This is a genomic window from Cetobacterium sp. (genome assembly GCF_048470075.1).
Taxonomy (GTDB): Bacteria; Fusobacteriota; Fusobacteriia; order Fusobacteriales; family Fusobacteriaceae; genus Cetobacterium_A.
Map to the genome: position 1 here is coordinate 1 of NZ_DBGBQB010000172.1, position 22,197 is coordinate 22,197.

Consider the following 22,197-nt stretch of genomic DNA (forward strand, 5'->3'; position numbering starts at 1 on the left):
TCCCATTGTAAGAACTCATACAGTCCTTAATAATCTGCAAAATATATTTGACCATACAAAGGTATTACTATTTTTCCCTGGAGAGTATACAAGTGTGGATTTAAGATTATTTGGTTTTAAAGATAATAACTACTATAGAGCGTTTAGAATATAGAGTATATTTAAGAATTGACTGGTCAGAATGATGGAAATAAAAAGCTCTATCACAATTAAGTAATAGAGCTCTTAAAATTTTTAAAAATTTTGAGGCTTTTTAGTCATATAACATTAATTCTTTACTATATAAATACAGCTCCACCAATACCAGGAGGGAAGCCTAAAAATAACCATAGTAGAGAGAATGAGGTGATTACGATAAAATAACCAATAGCATATGGGATCATATAGGAAAAAATAGTTCCTATACCAATATTTTTATCATATTTTTGGATTAAAGTTAATAAAATCACGAAGAAAGCATTTAAAGGTGAAACATGGTTTGTTAAAGCATCTCCCATTCTGTAAAGAACCTGTGTAAAAGATGGATGTATCCCAAGTTGCATAAGCATAGGCACAAAGATAGGTCCAAAAATCAGATATTTAGAGGATCCACTAACTATAAATATGTTTATAAAAGAAACCAATATTAAAAATAGTATACAGATAAGTGCCGTGGGAACTGAAAGAGATTTTAAAAACTCTCCCCCTTTTATGGCTAAAATAGTTCCTAGATTGGATTGAGCGAAGAATGCGAGAAATTGACTGATAACAATGGCTAGAACAATAAAAGGAGCAACTCCTTTAACAGCTTCAGCTAAAACCGTTGCTAAATCTTTTACACTAGTCACCTGTTTAGTAGCCTTAGCATAGATTATAGCTGGAATAAAGAAAAATAAGATAATCAAAGTTCGTAAACACTCCATCAATGGAGCTCCAAAGACTAAAGAGCCACTTGGACTTCTAAATGGACTTGATTGAGGAATGCACACAATAATAACAACGATAAGATAGATTGCTAAACCACGTAGAGCTTTTTTAGCAGCAGATACATTTTCAGGAGTTAATTCATCTTCAATTTCATCTGATTCATTCTCATCCTTTGGAATATATTTCCCAAGTCTTGGTTCTATAACTTTTATAGTGACAATAGCAGAGGTTATTGCAATTAAGAAAGTGGAGATAAAAGCAAAATAATAACCAGACATATATGTCATTTCAAAGGTTGTATCTATTAGCCTAGCAGAGTCAATAGTTATTGGAGTTAGAACTAAATCCCAACCCCCTGGTATGATAGAGGAACCGTATCCACCTCCAACAGAGGCATAACCAAGTAAAAGACCAGCTATGGGATTTCTATTAGCTCCTTTAAATAGAGCTGCCATAATAAGAGGAATTACTAAAAAAGCGGAATCTCCAAACATATTTCCTAAAGATGCAATAAAAGCAGCTACAAAAACAACGGCATTTCCTTTTGTATTTTTTAAAAGCATTTTAATGACTGTTTTAAAAAAACCGATTTTTTCAGCAAAACCAGAGGCTGTAGCGAGAACAATTACAGTACCTAAAACTGGAAATTTCTGAAAGTTTGGAACTAAATTTTTCATAAAATCTATTAAAGTATCTGAACTAATAAGGTTTTGAACAATAATAGTTTCACCAGTATTAGGTAGAATTGCAGTTATTCTCATCTTATTAATAATAAAAGAGAGAATAAGTGTTATGCCAATTATATATGTAAATAGAGCTAAGGGGTGTGGCATTTTGTTTCCAAATTTTTCGATAAGCCCCAGTATACCCAAATTTTCATTTTTTTGAATAACTTCAGTATTCACGTTTGAATTTTTTTTCATAAACTCTCCTCCTAATCAGATAGAAAATCTAAAGCGTACTGAGAATAGAGAGCAGTTCCATTGATTAATGAATCCTCATCTATATCAAAAAGAGGGTGATGATGAGGATAGATTATACCTTTTTCAATATTTCCTGCTCCTACAAATGCCATTAATCCCTGGTATTTTTCAGTGTAGAATCCAAAGTTTTCTGAGGCACATATGGGTTCAAATTCAAAAACACCCTGAGGACCTAGTAGTTTACTCACAACATTTTTAGCTCTTTCAGAGGAGATAGAGTGATTAAAAACACAGGGAACGCCTTTATTAATAGTGACTTCAACTTGACCTCCGTGGTATTCAGCAATGTTATATGAAATTTTATTTATCAGTAATGGGATAGTTTCCCTTGTCTCTTGAGAAAAAGTTCTAATTCCTCCATGGAGAAAGGCTTCACTTGGAATTATATTAGAGGCAGTTCTGCCATATAGTTTTCCAACAGAGATGACAGAAGGATCCAGTGCAGATATACGATTAGTTGGGAGTGAAGTAATTTCAAGTAAAATCTTAGCAGCTATTTTTAAAGGGTCAACGCACTGATCTGGGCGTGAACTATGTCCCCCCTTACCGATAACCTTTATAGAAAATCCATCTCCATTAGCCATTCTAGGACCTGGAGATACACAGATTTTATTCACAGGGATTAAAGACCAAAGATGGATTCCAAAAACTTCATCCACTCCACCTTGCCCCTCTAAGAAGTTTAAAATCTCCAATGCTCCGCCACCTATCTCTTCAGCAGGTTGAAAACAAAAATAGATTTTTCCATTTAAAATTTTTTCGTGTTCTTTCAGATATTTGGCAGCCCCCAATAACATTGCTGTATGACCATCATGACCACATGCATGCATAGCTCCACAATTTTTAGATATATACTCTTTATCTCCTTGCTCCTCTAAAGGTAGTGCATCGGTATCCCCTCTTAAAGCAATTTTCTTTTTTCCATCTCCTAACCATGCTACAACTGTTGTGGAGTTTATCTCGTGGTAAGGGATTTCCAATTTTTTTAACTCATTTTTTATTCTATTTGTAGTGTTTATCTCGTGTCCAGAAATCTCTGGATTTTGATGAAAGTATCTCCTAAGCCCTATCACGTACTCTCTAAGGTTGTCATTGTTAAGGTAATTCATAATTAACACCCTCCTTTTTTTAATATTAAAATTAAATTTATCTGTAAAAAATAGTTAAGCACCTTAACTTTAATTTAATACCTTTATACCTTACAAAATCAATAAAATCAACAGGTTTAATTATTTTTTGATTTTTATTGATGGGTGATGTATACTTTTTGAAAGGATAGATATTAATGGGGAGGGGACTTTTATGAAAAAAGAGCAACAATGTTTTGACATAATTTGTACAATAAAAAAAATATTTAATTTTTATTTATCTTCTGAGAGATTTCAAAATGACTGTTTTGGAGAAGAGGACAGTTATCATGAGAAAAAGATTCAACTTTTAAAATGCATTATAGATAATCCAAATAAAACGATAACAGAGATTGCTGAAGAAACATCTAGAACCAAAAGTGCAGTATCACAAATTGTAAAAAAATTAGTTGAAAAAGGCTTGATTGAAGTTGAAAAAGATAATTTAGACAAAAGAAAACTTGTATTTATTCCTACTGAAAAAGGGATAAGAGTAAATAGCGCCAATAGAAAATATAACATAAAGATGGCAAAATTTCTTTCAAAGTTTCTGGAAGACTATACAGAAAAGGATATAGAACTATTTTTAAAACTTTTAGACAGATATAATGAGTTTCAAAAGTTGGAGTATTCATTGAAAGACCGGTGCAATGGAAGTTAACATATGAATATAAATAAGAATATCTGCCAAACAGTTCCTATTTGGCAGATATCTTTTTCTAAACTAATAACTTATTCTTTAAACTATGGATTTACCCCATAGGTCATTTAATTTTATTAGCTCATCTCTATTATTTAAAAGATCATTTTTTTCATATGCTGAAATAGGATAGGAAAAAATTAAATCCCATCCAAGATACTCACATATACACTCCATCTGCTCAGAGATCATTCTATATTGAGATGCACTTAGTTCATCTCCCCCAACAGTAACCAGACCTATTTTTTTCTGTTGTTTTTTAAATTGTTCACCCTTGGAGTACATCTTATCAATAACCATTTTAAGTTGTGCTGAAACTCCCCACCAATATACAGGAGATCCAAATATTATACCATCTGCCTCATACATCTTATTGATAATATCAGCAGTTTCATCTGGAAGTACACAGTTACCTCCATTTGACTTGCAACCATCACAATTGATGCAGCAACTTAACTTATGTTCTGAGATATCGTAAATTTCAATTAAAGCCTCTGTACAACTCTCATTGATTCCCTTAGTAATGGCATTTAATGCAGTTCTAGTATTTCCATCCAGTCTTGGGCTTCCATTTAAAACTAAAATTTTCATATAAAACCTCCCATTTTTGATTTTAGAGAATAATTAGATCACTTATTTACAATATTTTTTCTAGGAATACTCTATTTTCCTGAGTTATAAACTTTCTGTCACTCTAAAAATACCTCATTTTAAACCAAAAAGCAAATTTTATCCAGTAGTCAGTATCATATGTGTAGGGAGGTTATATCACCTTAAAAAATGGAGTATAAAAAAATGCTGTCCAATTGGACAGCATAGTAGTTTTAATTTAAATTTTGGTGGCGGGAGCTGGACTCGAACCAACGACCTTCGGGTTATGAGCCCGACGAGCTGCCAACTGCTCTATCCCGCGATTTGTTATATATTTAGTATAGTATCATATAATTGTTTTTAAGTCAAGAACAATTAATATTTATATTGAATTTAAAGTCATTGAAAGAGAGTTTGTTATGTGAAAAATAATGTGATATAATCTACTAAAAAAGGAGGGGTTTATGAGAGAGAGTAGATTGGAAAAAATATGGAAATCCTATAAGTTCTCAATAATATTGTTAGGTTCAATATTTATTGGAAGTATGATAGGGGTTAAAATGGGTCCAAAGGCAAAAATGTTTAAACCACTTGGGGATTTATTTATCAATGGTATGTTTACAATTGTAGTACCACTAGTTTTTGTTACAATAAGTAGTTCTATTTCAAGTATGACAGATATGGCAAGATTAAAGAAAATATTAAAAACACTTTTGGTGGTTTTTGTTTCAACAGGTGCCGTTGCCTCTATTTTGATTTTATGTGTAGTATATCTATATCCTCCAGCTACAGGGGTAGTTTTAAATGTTTCCGCTTCAGAGACATTAAAACCATTTTCAACTGGAGAGCAGATAGTTTCGGCATTAACTGTTACTGATTTTCCTCTTTTAATATCTAGAAAAAATATGTTACCACTTATAATATTTAGTTTGGTATTTGGTGCATGTGTAAATAAAATTGGTGAAAAAGGAAAAATAATTTCCAAAGGATTGGATGCTTTAGCAGACGTTTTTCTAAAAATAGTTGATTTGCTTATGTTGTATGCACCTATTGGATTAGGAGCGTACTTTGCTGCACTGATTGGAGAGTATGGACAGGAACTTTTAGGTTCTTATGCCAGAGCATTAGCTATATACTATCCTCTTTGTTTAGTGTATTTTGTGACAGCATTTCCAATATATGCATATATTGCAGGGGGAAAAAATGGAGTTAAGTCATTGAAACATATAATTCCACCAGCTATAACGGCTGTTGCCACTCAGAGTAGTTTAGCAACTTTGCCTGTGAATCTGGAAGCTTGTGAAAATATAGGAGTTCCTAAAGACATTAGAGAGATAGTTTTACCAATTGGGGCAACTGCCCATATGGATGGAACAGTATTGAGTACAATTTTAAAAATTTCATTTTTATTTGGAATATTCCAGGTTCCATTTGAAGGGATTGGAACATATGTAAGTGCTATACTTTTATCAATAGCAGGAGGAGTTGTAATGTCTGGAGTTCCTGGTGGTGGATTGATTGGAGAGATGCTTATAGTTACAATGTATGGATTCCCTCCGGAGGCCTTCCCTATAATTGCAACAATTGGATATTTAGTTGACCCTCCAGCAACAATGATAAATGCCAGTGGGGACACTGTGGCCGCTATGTTAGTAGCGAGATTTGTAGAGGGGAAAAATTGGTTAGACGATAAATTTAACGGAAAAGAGAGTTAGGATATTTTATAATTTTTAGGAGGAGTTTATGGATAATAAAATCAGTATTGCAAATTTACCTACAAAAATTGAAAAATTGGGAAAAATATCAACTGAATTGGGTGTTAATATCTTTTTTAAAAGAGATGACCAAACAGGGACAGAGGTTTCAGGAAATAAAGTTAGAAAGTTAGAGTATGCTATAAAGGAAGCTATAGACCAAGGGTGTGATACTCTTATAACTTGTGGTGGAATTCAATCTAACCATGCTAGATCTACAGCTGCTGCAGCAATAAAAGCTGGACTTTCATCAGTTTTAGTTTTAAGAACAAATGAGGAACCAGAACTGGATGGAAACTACTTTATTGATAAGGTTCTAGGAGCTGATATTAAGTTTATAACATCTGATGAGTACAGTAACAGCAGACAAGAGATAATGGAAAGTATAAAAGAGGATTTAAAAGCTAAAGGGAAAAAGGGATATATTATACCAGAAGGAGCATCAAATGGTATTGGAAGCTTAGGATATATAAATTTTGTGAAAGAGGTTTTAGAGTTTGAGGAAAAGTCAGATATAAAGTTTGATACAATAGTTGTAGCAGTTGGATCAGGAGGAACATATGCAGGAATACATATGGGAAATGACATATACTTAAATGGTGAGAGAAGAGTTGTTGGATTCAATGTTTGTGATAGTGCTGAATTTTTCAAAGAGAGAGTAAAAGAGATAATAGATGAGAGTAAAAGCTACCTAAATGAGAGAGAGTTAAAAAGAGTGGAAGCCAAAAATATAGATATAATTGATGGATATGTAGGAGAGGGATATGCACTAAGTACTCAAAATGAGTTAAACTTCATATGGGAGTTAGCAAAAAAAGAGGGTGTAATTTTAGATCCTGTATATACTGGAAAAGCTATGTATGGTCTTTACAATGAGATAAAAAAAGGAAGTTTTGAAAAATCTAAAAATATCCTATTTGTTCATACAGGTGGATTATTTGGATTATTCCCTAAAAAGACTCAATTTGAGTTTAAAAACTAAAAATATTTTAATATCTAAATCTTATGTAAATTGCAACTTTTAAAGAGTTGCAATTTTTTTATCCTTGAAAAAAGTGGAGGTTTGTGCTTTAATTGTAAACAAATGAAGTAAAATAAAAACAAAAGAGGTATGACTATGGAAAAAGTTAGAATGATTCAGGAGTATGTACCGGGAAAGCAAGTGACATTGGCTCATTTGATAGCTCACCCAAATTTAGATATCTATAAAAAAATGGGTTTAAATGTTGAAAATAAAAATGCTATTGGAATATTGACAATAACTCCAGGAGAAGCAGCAATTATTGCGGCAGATATAGCCACTAAGTCAGGAGAGATTGAGATTGGATTTTTGGATAGATTCAGTGGAACTTTGGTTATAACTGGAGATGTATCTAGTATTGAGAGCTCTTTAGAAGCGATTATGCAGTATTTGCAAACATCCCTAAATTTTTCTGTGACAAATATTTCAAGGTCATAAGCTATGAAAGTTATGTTAGTTGGAAAGACTGGAAGTGGAAAAACAACATTGTCTCAAATTTTAAACAATGAAAAAATTGAGTATAGGAAAACACAGATGGTAGATTACATTGGGGAGATAATCGACACACCTGGAGAGTATTTAGAAAATAAGGCATACTACAAAGCTTTAAATGTTGTTTCAATAGATGCAGATATTATATTATTAATACAATCAGCAACAGATAAAGAAAATCTATATCCTCCAAATTTTTCAAATATGTTTTTTGGTAAAAAAGTATTTGGAGCTATAACTAAAATTGATTTGGAAACAACTTATGGGGATGCTGAGGAGATTTTAGAGAGTGCAGGAGTTGAAAAGATATTCTATTTGGATTTGAAAAACCTAAAAGGGGTGGGGTATTTAAAAACTTTTTTGAGGTGAGCTAATGAAAAAAACAGTTGTTGTGGCAGAGGATGATTCTTTAATAAGAATGGATCTAGTGGAGATGTTAAAAGAGAATGAGTATGATGTTCTAGGTGAAGCTAGGGATGGTCTAGAGGCAGTTGAATTAGCATTGAAGCATACGCCTGATATTTTACTTTTAGATTTAAAGATGCCTTTTCTTTTAGGAACAAATGTAGCAAAAATTTTAAAGGAAAAGGAGTATAAAAAGTGCATAATTATGTTGACTGCATACAGTGTGGAAAACTATATAAAAGAAGCCACAGAGTATGATGTTTCTGGATATCTGATAAAACCCTTAGATGAGAAAATATTGCTTTCACAGATGGAGTTATTATATAAAAACTACAGTGAAAAAATTAAATTAAAAAGTGCATTGGAACTGAGTGAAAGAAAATTAAAAGAGAGAAAAGCCATAGAGAGAGCGAAGGGTGTACTTATGCATAAATACTCTTTAAGAGAGGACGAAGCATACTCTAAAATAAGAAAAATAAGCATGGAAAAAAGAATTACAATCTATCAATTAGCAGAGATTATAAACTCCACAGGAGAGCTTTTATGATAAAAAACTATTGTAAAATGTGTGCTACTTTAACATCGCAAGATATAGATAAAATACAGAAATTAGAGGAAACAGCCATAATATTGAGCAATGTTTTAGGGGTGGATACCTTTATAGATTGTCCCACGAAGGACTGTGAAAAAGCTTTGGTTGTGCATCACTCTAGACCTGAAGCAGGGAGTATGTATTCGAAAAATATAGCTGGTGAGGTAGCTCTTTATAAAAATGAACCAGCTGTTTTAAGAACTTTACAGACAGGAATGCCATCTAAAAACTATAAAGCTATAACCCAGGAGGGAGAAGCTGTTTTACAAAATGTAATAGCCATAAAAAATGAGAGTAATGAGATTATTGGAGTTTTAATACTAGAGCACTCCAATAAGAAAAAAACACTTTTAAAAATAGGTGATATTGAAACTCCAGAGGAGCTAATGAGTAATTTTTTGGAAAGTCGATATACAATACCAGAACTTGTAAAGGATGGAATAGTTATATTCAATAACAATGAAACAGTGACATATGCCAATGGAGTAGCTAAATCTATCTATGAAAAAATGGGATTTGGAAAGAATATTGTAGGGGAAACCTTTCAAAATATAATTATTAATAGTGTTGAGTTTAATAATATTTTGCAAAATAAAAAGATAGATGTGGTGGAGATAACAATATTGGATATGGTGTTATCAGTAAGTTATTTTGCAACATTAGAAAATAAAAAAAGGCAAAATGTGATTATGATAGTTAGAGATATAACGCAGGAAAAGAGTAAAGAGAAAGAGATTATATTAAAGTCTGTGGCAATAAAGGAGATACATCATAGAGTTAAAAACAACTTACAAACAATCGCCAGCTTATTGAGAATTCAAAGTAGAAGATCCAAAAATAAAGAGGTAAAAAAAATTCTGGATGAGACTATAAGTCGGATCTTAAGTATCGCTATAACACATGAGGTATTGTCCGAAAAAGGATTTGATAATCTCAATATCAGAGAGATAGTAAACTTAATATACAAAAATTATTCAACAAAAACTATTGACAAAAGAGAAAAAATAGAGTTTACTATTATTGGAGATAACTTTAATATCTCTTCTGAAAAAGCGACAGCTATTGCTTTAGTTATAAATGAGATTATCCAGAATATAGTAGATTATGCTTTTCCTGATGATTTAGTTGGAAAGGTAAAAATATCTATTCAGAAAGATCACTTCTTTTCAAGAATAACTATTTCTGACAATGGAGTTGGAATCCCTCAGGAAAAGATGTCATCCTCTGGTTTAGGATTGATGATTGTTGAGAAAATAATAAGAGAGCAATTAAAGGGCAGTTTTGAGATTACAAGTGAAGTAGGAAGAGGAACAACAGTTAGATTTGAAATTAAAAATGAATATTAAATATACAAGGTTGTATATTTTAAAATAGCAAAGAAGCTAAAGAGTATAGTGTGTAACTATATCTCTTTAGCTTTTTTTGTTTAAAATTAGGAGGTAAAATTGGTGAAGGAAGAGATTATAAGTGTGGGAATTGACATTGGAACATCTACAACACAGCTAGTTTTTTCAAAAATAACTTTAGAAAATTTATCTTCTGGAGCAAGAGTTCCTCAAATAAAAATCGTTGATAAAGAGATTTTCTATAGGAGTAAAATCTATACAACGCCTCTTATAAACTCATATGAGATTGATATAGAGACCTTAAAAAAAATATTAAAAGAGGAGTATGAAGCCTCAAAAGTTCCAAGGGAAAAGATAAGCACTGGAGCTGTGATAATAACGGGAGAAACAGCTAGAAAAAGTAATGCCAGAGAGGTTTTAAAAGCTTTAAGTGGAATGGCTGGAGATTTTGTTGTAGCAACTGCTGGTCCAGACTTAGAGAGTATCATATCTGGAAAGGGATCGGGAGCAATGAAGTTTTCAGAGGAGAAAAATACAAGTATCTATAATCTGGATATAGGTGGTGGAACAACAAATATATCTCTATTTGATAGAGGGGAAGTTGAAGATACAACTTGTTTAGATATAGGTGGTAGGCTGATTAAGTTTGAAAAAAATAGTTTAAAGATAGCATATATCTTTAAAAAATATGAAAAACTTATTGAAAAGCTAAATTTAAAAAGCCTAAAAGTTGGGGAGATTGCTGATGAAAGAGAGTTGGAAATCCTATGTTACAAAATAGCAGATATTCTTTTGGAGGTTATAAAAAATGTTCAACCTAAGAGTGAGGAGTATAAGTTACTCATCACTGACAGAGATTACAGAACTGAATTGAGAGGGCAATTTGTCAGTTTTTCAGGAGGGGTAGCAGATTTTATCTACACAGAACCTGAAAAGAAAAACTATTATATCTATGACGATATAGGACCACTTTTAGGAGTTTGTATAAAAGGAAAATGTGAGAGAGAAAAAATAGATATAGTTAGATTGGGAGAGACTATAAGAGCCACAGTTGTGGGAGCAGGTTCCCATACAACCGAGATAAGTGGAAGTACAATAAGCTATGTTAAAGAGGTACTTCCAATAAAGAATCTACCCATACTAAAAATAAATGATACCGATAAAAACTTTGATTATAGAGAGTTAATGACCATATTGGAAAAAAAGTTGGAGTGGTTTAAAACAGATGATGGATACCAAGATATTGCTATTGGATTAAGTGGTAGAAAAGGGCTTAAATATAAAGATATACAGGATATATCTAAAAGTATCTACACAGTTATGAAAAGATTTAAAAGAGTGGTTATTATAGTGGAAGAGGATATAGGAAAAGTTCTAGGACAATGTCTAATATTGGAATCTGAAAATAGAGTTCCAATAGTTTGTATAGACAGTATAAAAGTTAATGATGGTGATTTTGTGGATATTGGACTTCCTCTTGGAAATGGAAGTGTATTACCAGTAATTGTAAAAACATTAGTTTTAAGTTATTAAATAAAAAAAATAGATTGGGGTGAGTTTGATGAGATTACACACAAGACTTTTTGGCCAAGACTACATATTTGAAAATTTATATGATGTTATGGCTAAAGCAAATGAGGAAAAATCAGGTGATGAGTTAGCAGGAATAGCAGCGAAAAGCACAAAGGAAAGAGTCGCAGCAAAAGAGGTATTATCCACTATAAAACTTAAAGAGTTTAAAGAGAATCCAGCAGTTCCCTATGATAAAGATGAGGTTACAAGAATTATAATAGATGGTTTAAACCTAAAGATATATGATGAGATAAAAGAGTGGACTGTTGGTGAGCTTAGAGAGTGGTTATTGGCCACTGAAAATGGAGATAGAGAGATTCAGTGGATAAGAAGAGGATTGACTTCAGAGATGATTGCTGCTGTTACAAAACTGATGTCAAACTTAGATTTGATTAGAGTTGCCAGTAAGATTCAAGTTAGAAAACACTGTAATACTACCATAGGAGGAAAGGGTATTTTGGCAGCGAGACTACAACCTAATCATACAACAGATGACCCTGATGGGATAATGATCTCAATATTAGAGGGGTTGAGCTATGGTGTTGGAGATGCTTTAATTGGATTAAATCCAGTTGATGATACTGTGGATAGTGTTGTTAGAGTTTTGCAAAGGTTTGATGAGATAAAGAAAAAGTTTAATATACCGACACAGATATGTGTGTTGGCACATGTTACTACTCAGATGGAAGCTATAAAAAGGGGAGCACCAACAGATCTTATTTTCCAAAGTATAGCAGGATCACAAAAATCAAATGAAGCTTTTGGAATAACTGGGGATATAATAGAGGAAGCGAGAAAGCTAGCTTTAAGTCAGGGAACAGCAGCGGGACCTAATGTGATGTATTTTGAGACAGGACAGGGATCTGAACTTTCTTCAGATGGACATAATGGTGTAGATCAATTAACAATGGAAGCGAGATGCTATGGATTTGCTAAAAAATATGATCCTTTTATAGTTAATACTGTAGTTGGATTTATAGGGCCAGAGTATCTATATGATAGTAAACAAGTTACAAGAGCTGGATTAGAGGATCACTTTATGGGAAAACTTCATGGTCTGTCCATGGGAGTTGATGTTTGTTATACAAACCATATGAAGGCTGATCAAAATGATCTTGAAAATTTGGCTGTTTTATTGACAGCGGCAGGATGTAACTATTTTATGGGAGTTCCAGCTGGAGATGATATTATGCTAAATTACCAAACAACAGGATATCATGATATTCAAACTTTAAGAGAGACATTAAATGTAAAACCTATAAAAGAGTTTGAGGAGTGGTTAGAAAGAGTAGGTATTAGAGATGAGGATGGAAATTTAACTAATCTTGCGGGAGATGCATCACTATTTTTATAGGAGGAGAGAATAATGATTTCTGAAAAAGAGTTGAAAGATATAATATCTCAAGTTTTAAAAGAGATGGATGGAGAGGGAAAAGCTCTAGAAAGAGTAAAGGAAAGAGTTGAAAATACACTTTCTAACTTAGAGGAAGTGGAGGATATAACTAAGATTGATTTAAGAGAGGTTATAGATGTTCTAAATCCCAAAAATAGAGAGGAGTTACTGAAGTATAAGAGAAAAACACCAGCTAGAGTAGGAATTGGAAGAGCTGGAACAAGATATACAACCTCCACAATGCTAAGATTTAGAGCTGACCATGCCTCAGCACAAGATGCTGTATTTACAGATGTTTCAGATGAGGTATTAGCAAAAAATAATCTATTTACAGTTCAAACAAGATGTAATTCAAAAGATGAGTATATAACAAGACCAGATTTAGGAAGAAGATTATCTGATGAAGCTGTAAAAATTTTAAAGGAGAGATGCAAACAAAATCCTACAGTACAGGTCTATGTTTCAGATGGTCTCAGTTCAACAGCAGTGGAAGCCAATGTTGAAAACATACTACCAGCACTATTAAATGGATTAAAGGCCTATGGAATAGATACAGGGACACCATTTTTCTTAAAATATGGAAGAGTTGGGGCTTCAGATGATGTAGCTGAAACTTTGGGAGCAACAGTTACATGTGTACTGATAGGAGAGAGACCAGGTTTGGCAACTGCTGAGAGTATGAGTGCATATATAACATATAAAGGGTATATAGGGATACCAGAAGCTAAGAGAACTGTGGTATCAAATATACATGAAAAGGGAACACCAGCAGTGGAAGCGGGAGCTCATGTGGCACATATAATTAAAAAAATATTAGACGCTAAAGCAAGCGGACAAGACTTAAAGCTATAAGGAGGAAAAAATGACAAACGATCCTATAAAACCAAGTGTTTTAGCAGTTAAGCTAATACCAAATGTAGATGACAAGATGGCTGAGGAGTTTAAGCTCCCAAAGGGATATAAAAGTATAGGTATAGTGACAGCAGATTGTGATGATGTGACATATACAGCACTGGATTATGCAACAAAAATGTCTGAGGTTGAAGTGGTCTATGGTAGATCATTCTATGGTGGAGCAGCAAATGCAAACACAAAACTTGCAGGAGAGGTAATCGGTATAATAGCTGGTCCTACACCTGCTGAGGTGAAAAGTGGATTAAATGCCATAGTGGATTTTATAGAGAATGAAGCATGTTTTTATAGTGCTAATGATGATGATACAATTGCATACTATGCTCACTGTGTTTCAAGGACTGGTTCGTATCTGTCAAAAACTGCAGGGATACCAGAGGGAGAGGCTTTGGCATATCTAATAGCTCCACCTCTAGAAGCCATGTATGCACTTGATGTGGCATTAAAGGCAGCAGATGTGAGACTGGCAGCTTTCTTTGGGCCACCGTCAGAAACTAACTTTGGAGGAGGGCTTTTAACAGGAAGTCAATCGGCGTGTAAAGCAGCATGTGATGCTTTTGCTGATGCTGTAAAATATGTTGCTCAAAATCCATTAAAGTTTTAAAAGGAGTTGTTTAAATTATGAAAGCATTAGGAATGATTGAAACAAGAGGGATGGTTGGAGCGATAGAGGCTGTGGATGTGGCATGTAAAACAGCAGATGTAGAGGTACTGAATAGACATCTTGTAAAGGGTGGAAGAGTTACAGTTGAAATAGTAGGGGATGTTGGAGCGGTAAAAGTTGCAGTGGAAGCAGCCTCGGAAGCGGTTAAACGGTTGGGCGTGTATATGGGAAGCCATGTTATTCCAAGACCAGCTGAAGAGGTGTATGAACTCTTGGAAAAAAAGGTAAAAAATAAAAATATTGAAGAGAAAGAGTCGCCAGTGATAGAGGTTGTGGAAGAGAGGATAGTGGAGGAGTTTCCAGAAAAAGATGAAGTTATAGTTGAAGAGATAGTGGATGAAGCAGAGATAAAACCAACAATAAATAGAAAAAATAAAAAATAGAGAAGGAGAGGATGTTTATGGCAACTTTAAATGCATTAGGAATGATTGAAACAAGAGGATTAGTAGCAGCAATAGAGGCAGCAGACGCAATGGTAAAAGCGGCAAATGTGACTTTAATAGGAAAAGAGCTTGTTGGAGGAGGACTTGTAAGCGTATTGGTTAGAGGGGATGTTGGAGCGGTAAAGGCTGCAACAGATGCTGGAGCAGCAGCAGCAGATAGAATTGGAGAGTTAATCTCTGTCCATGTAATCCCAAGACCACACTCAGATGTAGAGGCTATTTTACCAAAAGAGACAAAGTAGAAAATGGATAGAGGGAGTGGCTATTATGTCCACTCCCTAAAACTAAGGAGAAGTGATGAACATATTAGGTATATTGAATTTTTAAATATAGCTGATGGCATTAAGAATTTAGATCATGTGATTAAAAGTATTGATATGGATATAGTTAAATTAGTTTTAAGATGGACATTGGCAGGTAAGTGTTATTTTGTTATAGGAGGGGAAAAAGTTCCATAGATGAGGCAATAGTTTTAGTTACAGGATTATCATAGAGATATATGGATATCAGTAAAATAAATAACCCAGTTGAAAATATACTAGATTATATTTAAGTTTTAATAGGGAGGCAAAATGGATAGAGATTTAATGTCAAGACAAGAGGTAAGAGATTTAATAAGAAAGTCAAAAGAAGCACAGAAGATATATTCAACTTTCTCTCAAGAAAAAATAGATAGCATAGTGTGTGCTATTGTGGAAGGAATAAAAGAGTATAGTGAGAAGTTAGCTAAGATGGCTGTTGAGGAGACTGGATTTGGAAATTGGCAAGATAAGGTTTTAAAAAATAAGTTTGCTTCAGAGTATGTATATGAATATATAAAGGATATGAAAACTGTTGGAGAGTTAAAAAATGAGAATGGAGTTTTAGATATAGGAGTTCCTTTAGGTGTTATAGCTGGACTAATTCCATCTACAAATCCAACATCTACAGCAATATATAAGACATTGATATCTTTAAAAGCTGGAAATGGAATAGTAATAAGCCCTCATCCAAATGCCAAGAACTGTATAATAGAGACGGCTGATCTATTAAAAAAAATAGCGGAAAGAGCTGGTGCACCAAAGGGGCTTATAGGTGTAGTAAAAACAATATCTATGGATGCCACAGAGGAGCTAATAAAGCATGAGGATATCGCATTAATTTTAGCCACTGGTGGAGAAGCTATGGTAAAAGCGGCATATAGTTCTGGAAATCCAGCAATAGGAGTTGGACCAGGAAATGGGCCTGCTTTTATAGAAAAAAGTGCAAATATAGGATTGGCTGTAAAAAGAATCTTAGATAGTAAAACTTTTGATAATGGGGTTATATGTGCTTCAGAGCAATCTATTATTGTAGAAAAAGAGATAAGGGAAAGAGTTAAAGAGGAGTTAATAGCTCAGGGTGGATATTTTTTAGACCCAGAGGAGTCCAAAAAACTGGCTAACTTTATTTTAAGAAGTAATGGAACCATGAATCCACAAATTGTTGGAAAAACTGCATTAAGATTGGCACAGATGGCAGGAATAAATGTACCATGTGACACAAGAGTTTTAATCTCAGAGGAGTGTGAAGTTTCAAAAAGAAATCCATACTCCAGAGAAAAATTAGCACCGATTTTGGCTTTCTATGTTGAGAACAGTTGGGAAGAGGCTTGTGAAAGATCTATTGAGATACTAAATGTTGAGGGGAAGGGGCATACAATGGTTATACACTCTGAAAATGAGGCTATTATAAAAGAGTTTGCTCTAAAAAAACCTGTTTCCAGACTTTTGGTGAATACTCCAGGAGCTTTAGGAGGTATTGGAGGAACAACTAATCTAGCTCCAGCATTGACACTGGGATGTGGTGCTGTGGGAGGAAGTTCAACATCTGATAACATAACTCCACTCAATCTTATAAATATAAGAAGAGTAGCTTGGGGCGTTAGAGAGCTAGAGGATATAAGAGGTAAGAGACAGAGTGGTGATATTTCACAGGATAAGTTGGAAGAGATGATAAAGAGGATTATATCAGATATATTAAATAGATAGGAGAGAGGTACCTATGGTTCTAACAGAGGAAAAATTAAGAGCTCTTTATAAAAAAGATGAAAATATGAAAGAGATATCTTTAGAGAAAGGAACAATTTTAACTCCTTCAGCAAGACAATTTCTAATAGATAGAGATATAAAAATCATAGAAAAAACTAATGGAAAAAGAGAAGAGAAAAAAGAGATAAAAGAGACGGTAAATGAGGAGTTAAAACCTAAATATAAAGGGATATTAGGGGAGCTGTATATGGAAAAACCAGAGTATATGACTCAAATATATGGAAATGTTTTAGTAAAGAAAGATAATAAAAGAATAGTGTTTAGAGGTCTAATAGATTCATTCCAAAGTCATTGGTTAGTTCTAATGAAAGATTTAGAGGCTATAAAAAATAATAAACTTCAAAAAGATTTGGAAAGTATTGAAAAATTTATAAAAAATATATTGGTTTCAGAGGTCATAGGAGAAGCTTTAGTAGAGATAAAAGTTCTAGAGAAAAATTTAGATGAGATTAAAGAGATCTCCCATAATCCTAAAAAATATTTCAATAGGGAACATCTCTTTGGAATCTCCTCAAAGGATAGCTACTTAGTCATAAAATTAAATGAGATGAGAGCTCTATCAAGAGAGATGGAGATTAAGGGTGTAGAAGCCTTTGTTAAAGAGAATGGAACAGTTGAAAGAAGAGATATTCTACTGGCTCTAAATAGATTGAGCAGTGCCATATATATCATGATGTTAAGAGGGGTGAGTGGAGAGTATGGAAATAGATGAGATTGTAAAACTGGTAAAAGTTGCTGTTGAAAAAGAGCTAAAACAAAAAGTTGATAAAGATATAAAAAGGATTCCCATAGAGGCTTCAGGTAGACATATTCACCTTTCAGAGAGAGATGCAGAGGTTTTATTTGGGGAGAGATATCAATTTACAAAAATGAAGGATCTCTCTCAACCTGGACAGTATGCTTGTAAAGAAAGAGTGAGGTTAATAGGACCAAAAGGAGTGATTGATGGTGTGATAGTTTTAGGACCATTTAGAGGGGAGACTCAGGTGGAACTTTCCTTAACAGATGCTAGAGCATTGGGTATAACTCCTATATTAAGGGAGTCTGGAAATATAAAGGATACCCCAGGAGTTTTAATAACAAATGGAGATAGATATCTAAAGTTAAATGAGGGAGTCATTATAGCAAAAAACCATATCCATATGACAGAGGAGGACTCAAGAAGATTAAATCTTAAAGATAGAGATAGAGTAAAGGTAAAAATTTGTAGTAGTTTAAGACCAATGGTTTTTGAAGATGTTGTTGTGAGAGTAAGTAATAGATTTTCTCTAAATATGCATATAGACTATGATGAAGCAAATGCATGCTTTTTAACTGCTGACTCCTATGGAGAGATATATGAATGAAAATGAACTATTGGATATAATAAAAAGAGAGATAGAGAGATATATAAGAGAAAAAGGAGTTATACAGAAACAAAATATAAAAGAGAAAATAACTCTTTTGGGAGAGAGTTCAATTCTCCAAGAGGAGTTGGAAAAGAGGTTTGAAATCTCAGATCAGAGTGAAAAAGTTGTAATTTTGTCACTGGAGATAGATGAGCTATTTTCCATTTCAAATGCCACATATATAAATCCAAAAACAGAAGCGATTATAAAGTCACTATTAAAAAATAAAAATATATACTTGGTAGAGGAGGGAATATCCTGGAGAGAATACAGTTGTAACAACAAAAAAATAGCCGATAAGTATATATCATATGAAAATGAATTAAAAGATATGGGAATAAAAATAGTTAAAAAAATGGAGATTTTAGATCATTTAGATAATACAAAAAGAAAGAGATACTTCAATAAAAAAGTTTTAACCTTAAAAGATGTAAAAGAGATAGAGAGAGACACAACAGATGAGATAGTTATTTCAAATAAAGTCTTTATAACGGATTCTGCTCAGGAATATTTAAAGAGTTCAGCTTTAAAGATAAAAAAAGGGTGATTTTATGGTTATAGGAAAGATTATTGGAAATGTTTGGGCAACAAGGAAAGATGAGTCTTTAAATGGTTTAAAATTTATGATAGCACAACTTGAAAATGGTGAAAAAATAGTTGTGTGTGACTATATAGGAGCTGGAACAGGAGATAGGGTTCTTATAACAAGAGGAAGTGGAGCAAGAAAGGTTTTAGAAAATGAGGGCATACCAATTGATGCCATAACAATTGGTATTATAGATGGATTTGAGGAAGGTGAATAGATGAAAAAGAAACTTATTACCTTGGAAAATGTAGAGGAGTACATATTGGGAGATCAATTGAATATATCAAAGGATATGATACTTTTACCTAAAGTAAAAGACTACTTAAAAAATAAAGGAATAAAGATTAAATATGTGTCGGATAGCTGTAAAAGTTTAGAGGAGCGAATTAGAACGATTTTAGATAGTGAGTTTAACATAGTAGATGAAAGAGTGATCAGCGAAGTTCTAAAAAAAGTTAAAGGGGGCATAAATAATGGGTATTAATGAGATTATTATCTACATAATGGTTTTATTTATGGTAATTGGTGCAATTGATAAGTGTGTAGGCAATAAATTTGGTTATGGAGAGAAATTTGAAGAGGGTATTATGGCTATGGGAGCACTGGCACTAGCTATGGTGGGAGTGATATCATTGGCTCCAGTGTTGGCTAAAATATTACGACCTATAATATCTCCAGCTTATACAATGCTTGGAGCAGATCCAGCTATGTTTGCCACAACATTATTGGCAAATGATATGGGGGGATATCCACTGGCTATGGAGTTAGCTCTTTCACCTGAAGCTGGTAAATTTGCAGGGCTAATATTGGGAGCTATGATGGGTCCAACTATAGTTTTTACAATTCCAGTTGCACTTGGAATAATTGAAAAAGAGGATAGACCATATTTAGCTAAAGGTATACTAGCAGGTATGATTACAATTCCTATAGGTTGTTTGGCTGGTGGATTAACAGCTGGGTTCCCATTGGAGTTAGTAATTTCCAATATCCTTCCAATAATAATATTCTCAGCTTTAATATCTATAGGACTATGGAAGATACCTGAGAAAATGACCAATGGATTTACAATTTTTGGAAAGGGAGTTGTAATAGTTATAACAATTGGATTAGCAGCATCAATAATAGAGACTTTAACAGGTATTGTGATCATTCCAGGAATGGCTCCAATAACAGATGGTATAGAGATTGTAGGAAGTATTGCAATAACATTGGCAGGAGCATTTCCATTGGTACTTTTCTTAACTAAAGTTTTAAATAAACCACTTACAAAACTTGGAGAATCTTTAGGTATGAATGAAAAGGCAGCAGCAGGACTGGTTGCAACTCTTGCTAACAACATCCCAATGTTTGGGCTTATGAAAGAGATGGATAAAAAGGGAAAAATTATAAATGTGGCATTTGCGGTAAGTGCGGCTTTTGTTTTTGGTGACCACTTAGGGTTTACTGCTGGAGTGGATTCACAAATGATTTTCCCTATGGTTGTAGGTAAATTAGTTGGTGGTATAACAGCGGTTATTTTGGCAAAATTTATGTTCAAAAATATAGAGGGTGAAGCAAAATGATAGAGATAGATGAGTTAGAGTTAGAAAAAATAATTAGAAAAGTTATAGAGAGAGAGTTAAGAGGAGAAAATAAAATAAAATATGTAGATCAATCAGGAGTGGCTGTTGTAAAAGCTGAGAAAATAGAGAAAGTTAAGTTTGATACAGGTAATCCTCAAGATCAAGTTTATGTAACTGACCTTTTCTCTCTAGAAGAGAGTCCCAGAATAGGTGCTGGAATGATGGAGATGACAAAGAGCACTTTTGATTGGACATTAAACTATGATGAGATTGATTATATAATAGAGGGAAAGTTAGAGATTGTAATAGATGGACGAACAATCACGGGAGAAAAAGGGGATGTTCTTTTAATACCAAAGGGTTCAAGTATAAAGTTTAAAGCTACAGAGTATGCTAAGTTTATCTATGTTGTCTATCCAGCTAACTGGATGGAACAGAAGTAGGTGAGGTTATGAGAGAGTATTTCATAAAACCTAAAATAAAATCTGGTGAAGATTCCTTAGATTGTTTAAAAAATTTAAAGTACTCAAGTTACCTTATAGTGACAGATAAAGCCATGGTAGATTTAAAGATAGTGGATAAGATTTTAGAAAAACTGCCTAAAGATTCAAAAGTAAAGATATTTAAGGATGTAACTCCCAACCCTACAGCAGAGATAGTTGAAAGAGGATTGAAAGAGATGGTTTATTTTTCTCCACAGTGTGTGATAGGATTGGGTGGTGGATCACCAATTGACGCATGTAAGGGAGTTTTATACTTCAATTTAAAAATAGAGGACGAGTTGAATATAAAAAAAGAGAAACCATATTTTATAGCGATACCAACTACCAGTGGGACAGGGTCAGAGGTAACCTCATACAGTGTTATAACTGTGGGAAATAAAAAAATAGCTTTAGCCAATGAGAAGATGTTGCCTGATTTGGCAATATTGAATCCCGAGTTTATGAAAACGCTTCCATCCAAGATAATAGCAGATACAGGAATGGATGTTTTAACACATGCTTTAGAGGCCTATGTCTCTACAATATCAACACCATTTACAGATGCTTCAGCTAAGGAGGCTATAAAAATTATTAAGGAGAACTTGGTGAATCATTTTAAAAATCCACAGCTTCTATCTCCAAGAGAAAAGATTCAATACGCTTCTTGTATGGCAGGTATGGCCTTTAATAATTCATCTTTAGGTATAAATCATAGTATAGCTCACTCCATTGGAGCCAAATTTCATATATCACATGGAAGAGCAAATGCTATAGTTATGCCTTATGTAATCGAAGCTAATACAAAAGCTTGGGAAAAATATAGTGAACTTTCAAAACTTTTAGAGTTCAATCCCACTGATATTGAAAGTGGAAAAAATTTATTTAATAATTTTATAAAAAAATTAAAAGAGAATCTAGATATAGAAAAGGGATTAAGGGATTTGGGAATAGATTTCGAAGAGTTTAAAAATAAGATACCTGAGATACTGAGTGATATAAAAGTGGATATCTGTACAGAATACAATCCAAATAGGTTAAGTGATGAGGAGTATATAAAGCTTCTATTGAATATATACTTTGGAGAGTGAAAATTAAAATATAGAAAAGAGACTTATAAAAATGGCAGTTAAAATTCGTTTGACTCGTATGGGATCTAAGAAAAAACCTTACTACCGTATCAACGTAGCAGATTCACGTTCACCACGTGAT

27 protein-coding genes and 1 tRNA gene are annotated in these 22,197 nt (G+C 33.4%); 24 read left to right on the plus strand and 4 right to left on the minus strand.

What is annotated here, in order from left to right; translation table 11 throughout:
* Positions 1-154, plus strand: a 154-nt coding sequence (locus ACMOUI_RS06070; protein WP_418964863.1) for a BREX protein BrxB domain-containing protein, incomplete at its 5' end; no start/stop codon positions are given.
* Between the two features lie 124 nt (positions 155-278).
* Here ACMOUI_RS06070 and ACMOUI_RS06075 read toward each other — a convergent pair.
* Both ACMOUI_RS06075 and ACMOUI_RS06080 read right to left on the minus strand, forming a co-directional pair.
* Positions 279-1,829 carry an AbgT family transporter gene (locus tag ACMOUI_RS06075; RefSeq protein ID WP_418964838.1) on the minus strand — a complete coding sequence of 517 codons (1,551 nt, stop codon included), beginning with the start codon at positions 1,827-1,829 and terminating at the stop codon, positions 279-281.
* A gap of 11 nt (positions 1,830-1,840) precedes the next feature.
* On the minus strand, positions 1,841-2,998 hold the full coding sequence (locus ACMOUI_RS06080; protein WP_418964839.1) for a M20 metallopeptidase family protein: 1,158 nt from the start codon (positions 2,996-2,998) through the stop codon (positions 1,841-1,843).
* Between the two features lie 193 nt (positions 2,999-3,191).
* On the opposite strand from ACMOUI_RS06080, the gene ACMOUI_RS06085 reads away from it, so the two are divergent.
* Complete coding sequence (locus ACMOUI_RS06085; RefSeq protein WP_418964840.1) at positions 3,192-3,677, plus strand: MarR family winged helix-turn-helix transcriptional regulator; 486 nt, start codon at positions 3,192-3,194, stop codon at positions 3,675-3,677.
* Positions 3,678-3,755: 78 nt separating this feature from the next.
* Here ACMOUI_RS06085 and ACMOUI_RS06090 read toward each other — a convergent pair whose 3' ends face one another.
* Entirely contained in the window at positions 3,756-4,307 is a 552-nt protein-coding gene (locus ACMOUI_RS06090) for a flavodoxin family protein (protein WP_418964841.1), read from the minus strand.
* Between the two features lie 246 nt (positions 4,308-4,553).
* Positions 4,554-4,629, minus strand: a tRNA-Met gene (locus ACMOUI_RS06095).
* Positions 4,630-4,771: 142 nt separating this feature from the next.
* Here ACMOUI_RS06095 and ACMOUI_RS06100 point away from each other — a divergent pair.
* The 22 genes from ACMOUI_RS06100 to ACMOUI_RS06205 form a co-directional block, all read left to right on the plus strand.
* The gene (locus ACMOUI_RS06100) at positions 4,772-6,022 is read left to right on the plus strand and encodes a dicarboxylate/amino acid:cation symporter (protein WP_418964842.1); all 1,251 of its coding nucleotides are present in this window, start codon (positions 4,772-4,774) and stop codon (positions 6,020-6,022) included.
* A gap of 28 nt (positions 6,023-6,050) precedes the next feature.
* Entirely contained in the window at positions 6,051-7,043 is a 993-nt protein-coding gene (locus ACMOUI_RS06105; RefSeq protein WP_418964843.1) for a D-cysteine desulfhydrase family protein, read from the plus strand.
* A 129-nt stretch (positions 7,044-7,172) separates the two neighbouring features.
* Positions 7,173-7,520, plus strand: a complete 348-nt coding sequence (gene eutS / locus ACMOUI_RS06110; protein ID WP_418964844.1) for an ethanolamine utilization microcompartment protein EutS — start codon at positions 7,173-7,175, stop codon at positions 7,518-7,520.
* A 3-nt stretch (positions 7,521-7,523) separates the two neighbouring features.
* Positions 7,524-7,943 (plus strand): EutP/PduV family microcompartment system protein, encoded by a 420-nt coding sequence (locus ACMOUI_RS06115; protein WP_418964845.1) that lies wholly within the window; start codon positions 7,524-7,526, stop codon positions 7,941-7,943.
* A 4-nt stretch (positions 7,944-7,947) separates the two neighbouring features.
* A complete protein-coding gene (locus ACMOUI_RS06120; protein ID WP_418964846.1) occupies positions 7,948-8,526 on the plus strand; it encodes an ANTAR domain-containing response regulator in 579 nt (192 codons plus the stop codon).
* Positions 8,523-9,917 (plus strand): histidine kinase N-terminal domain-containing protein, encoded by a 1,395-nt coding sequence (locus ACMOUI_RS06125; protein WP_418964847.1) that lies wholly within the window; start codon positions 8,523-8,525, stop codon positions 9,915-9,917. The genes ACMOUI_RS06120 and ACMOUI_RS06125 overlap by 4 nt, the downstream gene beginning before the upstream one ends.
* Positions 9,918-10,019: 102 nt before the next feature.
* The gene (gene eutA, locus ACMOUI_RS06130) at positions 10,020-11,450 is read left to right on the plus strand and encodes an ethanolamine ammonia-lyase reactivating factor EutA (protein WP_418964848.1); all 1,431 of its coding nucleotides are present in this window, start codon (positions 10,020-10,022) and stop codon (positions 11,448-11,450) included.
* Positions 11,451-11,478: 28 nt separating this feature from the next.
* A complete protein-coding gene (locus ACMOUI_RS06135; protein WP_418964849.1) occupies positions 11,479-12,843 on the plus strand; it encodes an ethanolamine ammonia-lyase subunit EutB in 1,365 nt (454 codons plus the stop codon).
* A gap of 12 nt (positions 12,844-12,855) precedes the next feature.
* A complete protein-coding gene (gene eutC, locus ACMOUI_RS06140; RefSeq protein WP_418964850.1) occupies positions 12,856-13,734 on the plus strand; it encodes an ethanolamine ammonia-lyase subunit EutC in 879 nt (292 codons plus the stop codon).
* Between the two features lie 10 nt (positions 13,735-13,744).
* Positions 13,745-14,398: an ethanolamine utilization microcompartment protein EutL gene (gene eutL, locus ACMOUI_RS06145; protein ID WP_418964851.1), complete on the plus strand. Its 654-nt coding sequence runs from the start codon at positions 13,745-13,747 to the stop codon at positions 14,396-14,398.
* Positions 14,399-14,415: 17 nt separating this feature from the next.
* A complete protein-coding gene (locus ACMOUI_RS06150) occupies positions 14,416-14,841 on the plus strand; it encodes a BMC domain-containing protein (RefSeq protein WP_418964852.1) in 426 nt (141 codons plus the stop codon).
* Between the two features lie 17 nt (positions 14,842-14,858).
* Positions 14,859-15,143: an ethanolamine utilization microcompartment protein EutM gene (gene eutM, locus ACMOUI_RS06155; protein WP_418964853.1), complete on the plus strand. Its 285-nt coding sequence runs from the start codon at positions 14,859-14,861 to the stop codon at positions 15,141-15,143.
* Positions 15,144-15,473: 330 nt separating this feature from the next.
* Positions 15,474-16,910 carry an acetaldehyde dehydrogenase (acetylating) gene (locus tag ACMOUI_RS06160; protein ID WP_418964854.1) on the plus strand — a complete coding sequence of 479 codons (1,437 nt, stop codon included), beginning with the start codon at positions 15,474-15,476 and terminating at the stop codon, positions 16,908-16,910.
* A 13-nt stretch (positions 16,911-16,923) separates the two neighbouring features.
* Entirely contained in the window at positions 16,924-17,682 is a 759-nt protein-coding gene (locus ACMOUI_RS06165) for an ethanolamine utilization protein (RefSeq protein ID WP_418964855.1), read from the plus strand.
* Complete coding sequence (gene pduL / locus ACMOUI_RS06170; RefSeq protein ID WP_418964856.1) at positions 17,669-18,316, plus strand: phosphate propanoyltransferase; 648 nt, start codon at positions 17,669-17,671, stop codon at positions 18,314-18,316. Before ACMOUI_RS06165 ends, pduL begins: the two co-directional genes overlap by 14 nt.
* Positions 18,309-18,905 carry a hypothetical protein gene (locus ACMOUI_RS06175; RefSeq protein WP_418964857.1) on the plus strand — a complete coding sequence of 199 codons (597 nt, stop codon included), beginning with the start codon at positions 18,309-18,311 and terminating at the stop codon, positions 18,903-18,905. The genes pduL and ACMOUI_RS06175 overlap by 8 nt, the downstream gene beginning before the upstream one ends.
* Positions 18,906-18,909: 4 nt before the next feature.
* A complete protein-coding gene (locus ACMOUI_RS06180; RefSeq protein WP_418964858.1) occupies positions 18,910-19,161 on the plus strand; it encodes a EutN/CcmL family microcompartment protein in 252 nt (83 codons plus the stop codon).
* Positions 19,162-19,428, plus strand: a complete 267-nt coding sequence (locus ACMOUI_RS06185) for a hypothetical protein (protein WP_418964859.1) — start codon at positions 19,162-19,164, stop codon at positions 19,426-19,428.
* Positions 19,418-20,506, plus strand: a complete 1,089-nt coding sequence (gene eutH, locus ACMOUI_RS06190) for an ethanolamine utilization protein EutH (RefSeq protein ID WP_418964860.1) — start codon at positions 19,418-19,420, stop codon at positions 20,504-20,506. The genes ACMOUI_RS06185 and eutH overlap by 11 nt, the downstream gene beginning before the upstream one ends.
* Positions 20,503-20,949: a cupin domain-containing protein gene (locus ACMOUI_RS06195; protein ID WP_418964861.1), complete on the plus strand. Its 447-nt coding sequence runs from the start codon at positions 20,503-20,505 to the stop codon at positions 20,947-20,949. Before eutH ends, ACMOUI_RS06195 begins: the two co-directional genes overlap by 4 nt.
* 8 nt (positions 20,950-20,957) lie before the next feature.
* The gene (locus tag ACMOUI_RS06200; protein ID WP_418964862.1) at positions 20,958-22,076 is read left to right on the plus strand and encodes a 1-propanol dehydrogenase PduQ; all 1,119 of its coding nucleotides are present in this window, start codon (positions 20,958-20,960) and stop codon (positions 22,074-22,076) included.
* 31 nt (positions 22,077-22,107) lie between these two features.
* Positions 22,108-22,197 (plus strand): 30S ribosomal protein S16 (locus ACMOUI_RS06205; RefSeq protein ID WP_418964864.1); only part of this gene is annotated, 90 nt, incomplete at its 3' end.

Excerpts from the sequence above, each read along its gene's own strand:
- ACMOUI_RS06125 (WP_418964847.1), top strand. The coding sequence starts at position 8,523 with ATGATAAAAAACTATTGTAAAATGTGTGCTACTTTAACATCGCAAGAT.
- ACMOUI_RS06085 (WP_418964840.1), top strand. The coding sequence starts at position 3,192 with ATGAAAAAAGAGCAACAATGTTTTGACATAATTTGTACAATAAAAAAA.
- eutS (WP_418964844.1), top strand. The coding sequence starts at position 7,173 with ATGACTATGGAAAAAGTTAGAATGATTCAGGAGTATGTACCGGGAAAG.
- eutH (WP_418964860.1), top strand. The coding sequence starts at position 19,418 with ATGGGTATTAATGAGATTATTATCTACATAATGGTTTTATTTATGGTA.
- ACMOUI_RS06200 (WP_418964862.1), top strand. The coding sequence starts at position 20,958 with ATGAGAGAGTATTTCATAAAACCTAAAATAAAATCTGGTGAAGATTCC.
- ACMOUI_RS06185 (WP_418964859.1), top strand. The coding sequence starts at position 19,162 with ATGAAAAAGAAACTTATTACCTTGGAAAATGTAGAGGAGTACATATTG.
- ACMOUI_RS06080 (WP_418964839.1), bottom strand. The coding sequence starts at position 2,998 with ATGAATTACCTTAACAATGACAACCTTAGAGAGTACGTGATAGGGCTT.
- eutM (WP_418964853.1), top strand. The coding sequence starts at position 14,859 with ATGGCAACTTTAAATGCATTAGGAATGATTGAAACAAGAGGATTAGTA.
- ACMOUI_RS06135 (WP_418964849.1), top strand. The coding sequence starts at position 11,479 with ATGAGATTACACACAAGACTTTTTGGCCAAGACTACATATTTGAAAAT.
- ACMOUI_RS06105 (WP_418964843.1), top strand. The coding sequence starts at position 6,051 with ATGGATAATAAAATCAGTATTGCAAATTTACCTACAAAAATTGAAAAA.
- ACMOUI_RS06075 (WP_418964838.1), bottom strand. The coding sequence starts at position 1,829 with ATGAAAAAAAATTCAAACGTGAATACTGAAGTTATTCAAAAAAATGAA.
- ACMOUI_RS06195 (WP_418964861.1), top strand. The coding sequence starts at position 20,503 with ATGATAGAGATAGATGAGTTAGAGTTAGAAAAAATAATTAGAAAAGTT.
- ACMOUI_RS06175 (WP_418964857.1), top strand. The coding sequence starts at position 18,309 with ATGAATGAAAATGAACTATTGGATATAATAAAAAGAGAGATAGAGAGA.
- eutC (WP_418964850.1), top strand. The coding sequence starts at position 12,856 with ATGATTTCTGAAAAAGAGTTGAAAGATATAATATCTCAAGTTTTAAAA.
- ACMOUI_RS06120 (WP_418964846.1), top strand. The coding sequence starts at position 7,948 with ATGAAAAAAACAGTTGTTGTGGCAGAGGATGATTCTTTAATAAGAATG.
- ACMOUI_RS06160 (WP_418964854.1), top strand. The coding sequence starts at position 15,474 with ATGGATAGAGATTTAATGTCAAGACAAGAGGTAAGAGATTTAATAAGA.
- ACMOUI_RS06180 (WP_418964858.1), top strand. The coding sequence starts at position 18,910 with ATGGTTATAGGAAAGATTATTGGAAATGTTTGGGCAACAAGGAAAGAT.
- eutL (WP_418964851.1), top strand. The coding sequence starts at position 13,745 with ATGACAAACGATCCTATAAAACCAAGTGTTTTAGCAGTTAAGCTAATA.
- ACMOUI_RS06150 (WP_418964852.1), top strand. The coding sequence starts at position 14,416 with ATGAAAGCATTAGGAATGATTGAAACAAGAGGGATGGTTGGAGCGATA.
- ACMOUI_RS06100 (WP_418964842.1), top strand. The coding sequence starts at position 4,772 with ATGAGAGAGAGTAGATTGGAAAAAATATGGAAATCCTATAAGTTCTCA.
- ACMOUI_RS06090 (WP_418964841.1), bottom strand. The coding sequence starts at position 4,307 with ATGAAAATTTTAGTTTTAAATGGAAGCCCAAGACTGGATGGAAATACT.
- pduL (WP_418964856.1), top strand. The coding sequence starts at position 17,669 with ATGGAAATAGATGAGATTGTAAAACTGGTAAAAGTTGCTGTTGAAAAA.
- ACMOUI_RS06115 (WP_418964845.1), top strand. The coding sequence starts at position 7,524 with ATGAAAGTTATGTTAGTTGGAAAGACTGGAAGTGGAAAAACAACATTG.
- ACMOUI_RS06165 (WP_418964855.1), top strand. The coding sequence starts at position 16,924 with ATGGTTCTAACAGAGGAAAAATTAAGAGCTCTTTATAAAAAAGATGAA.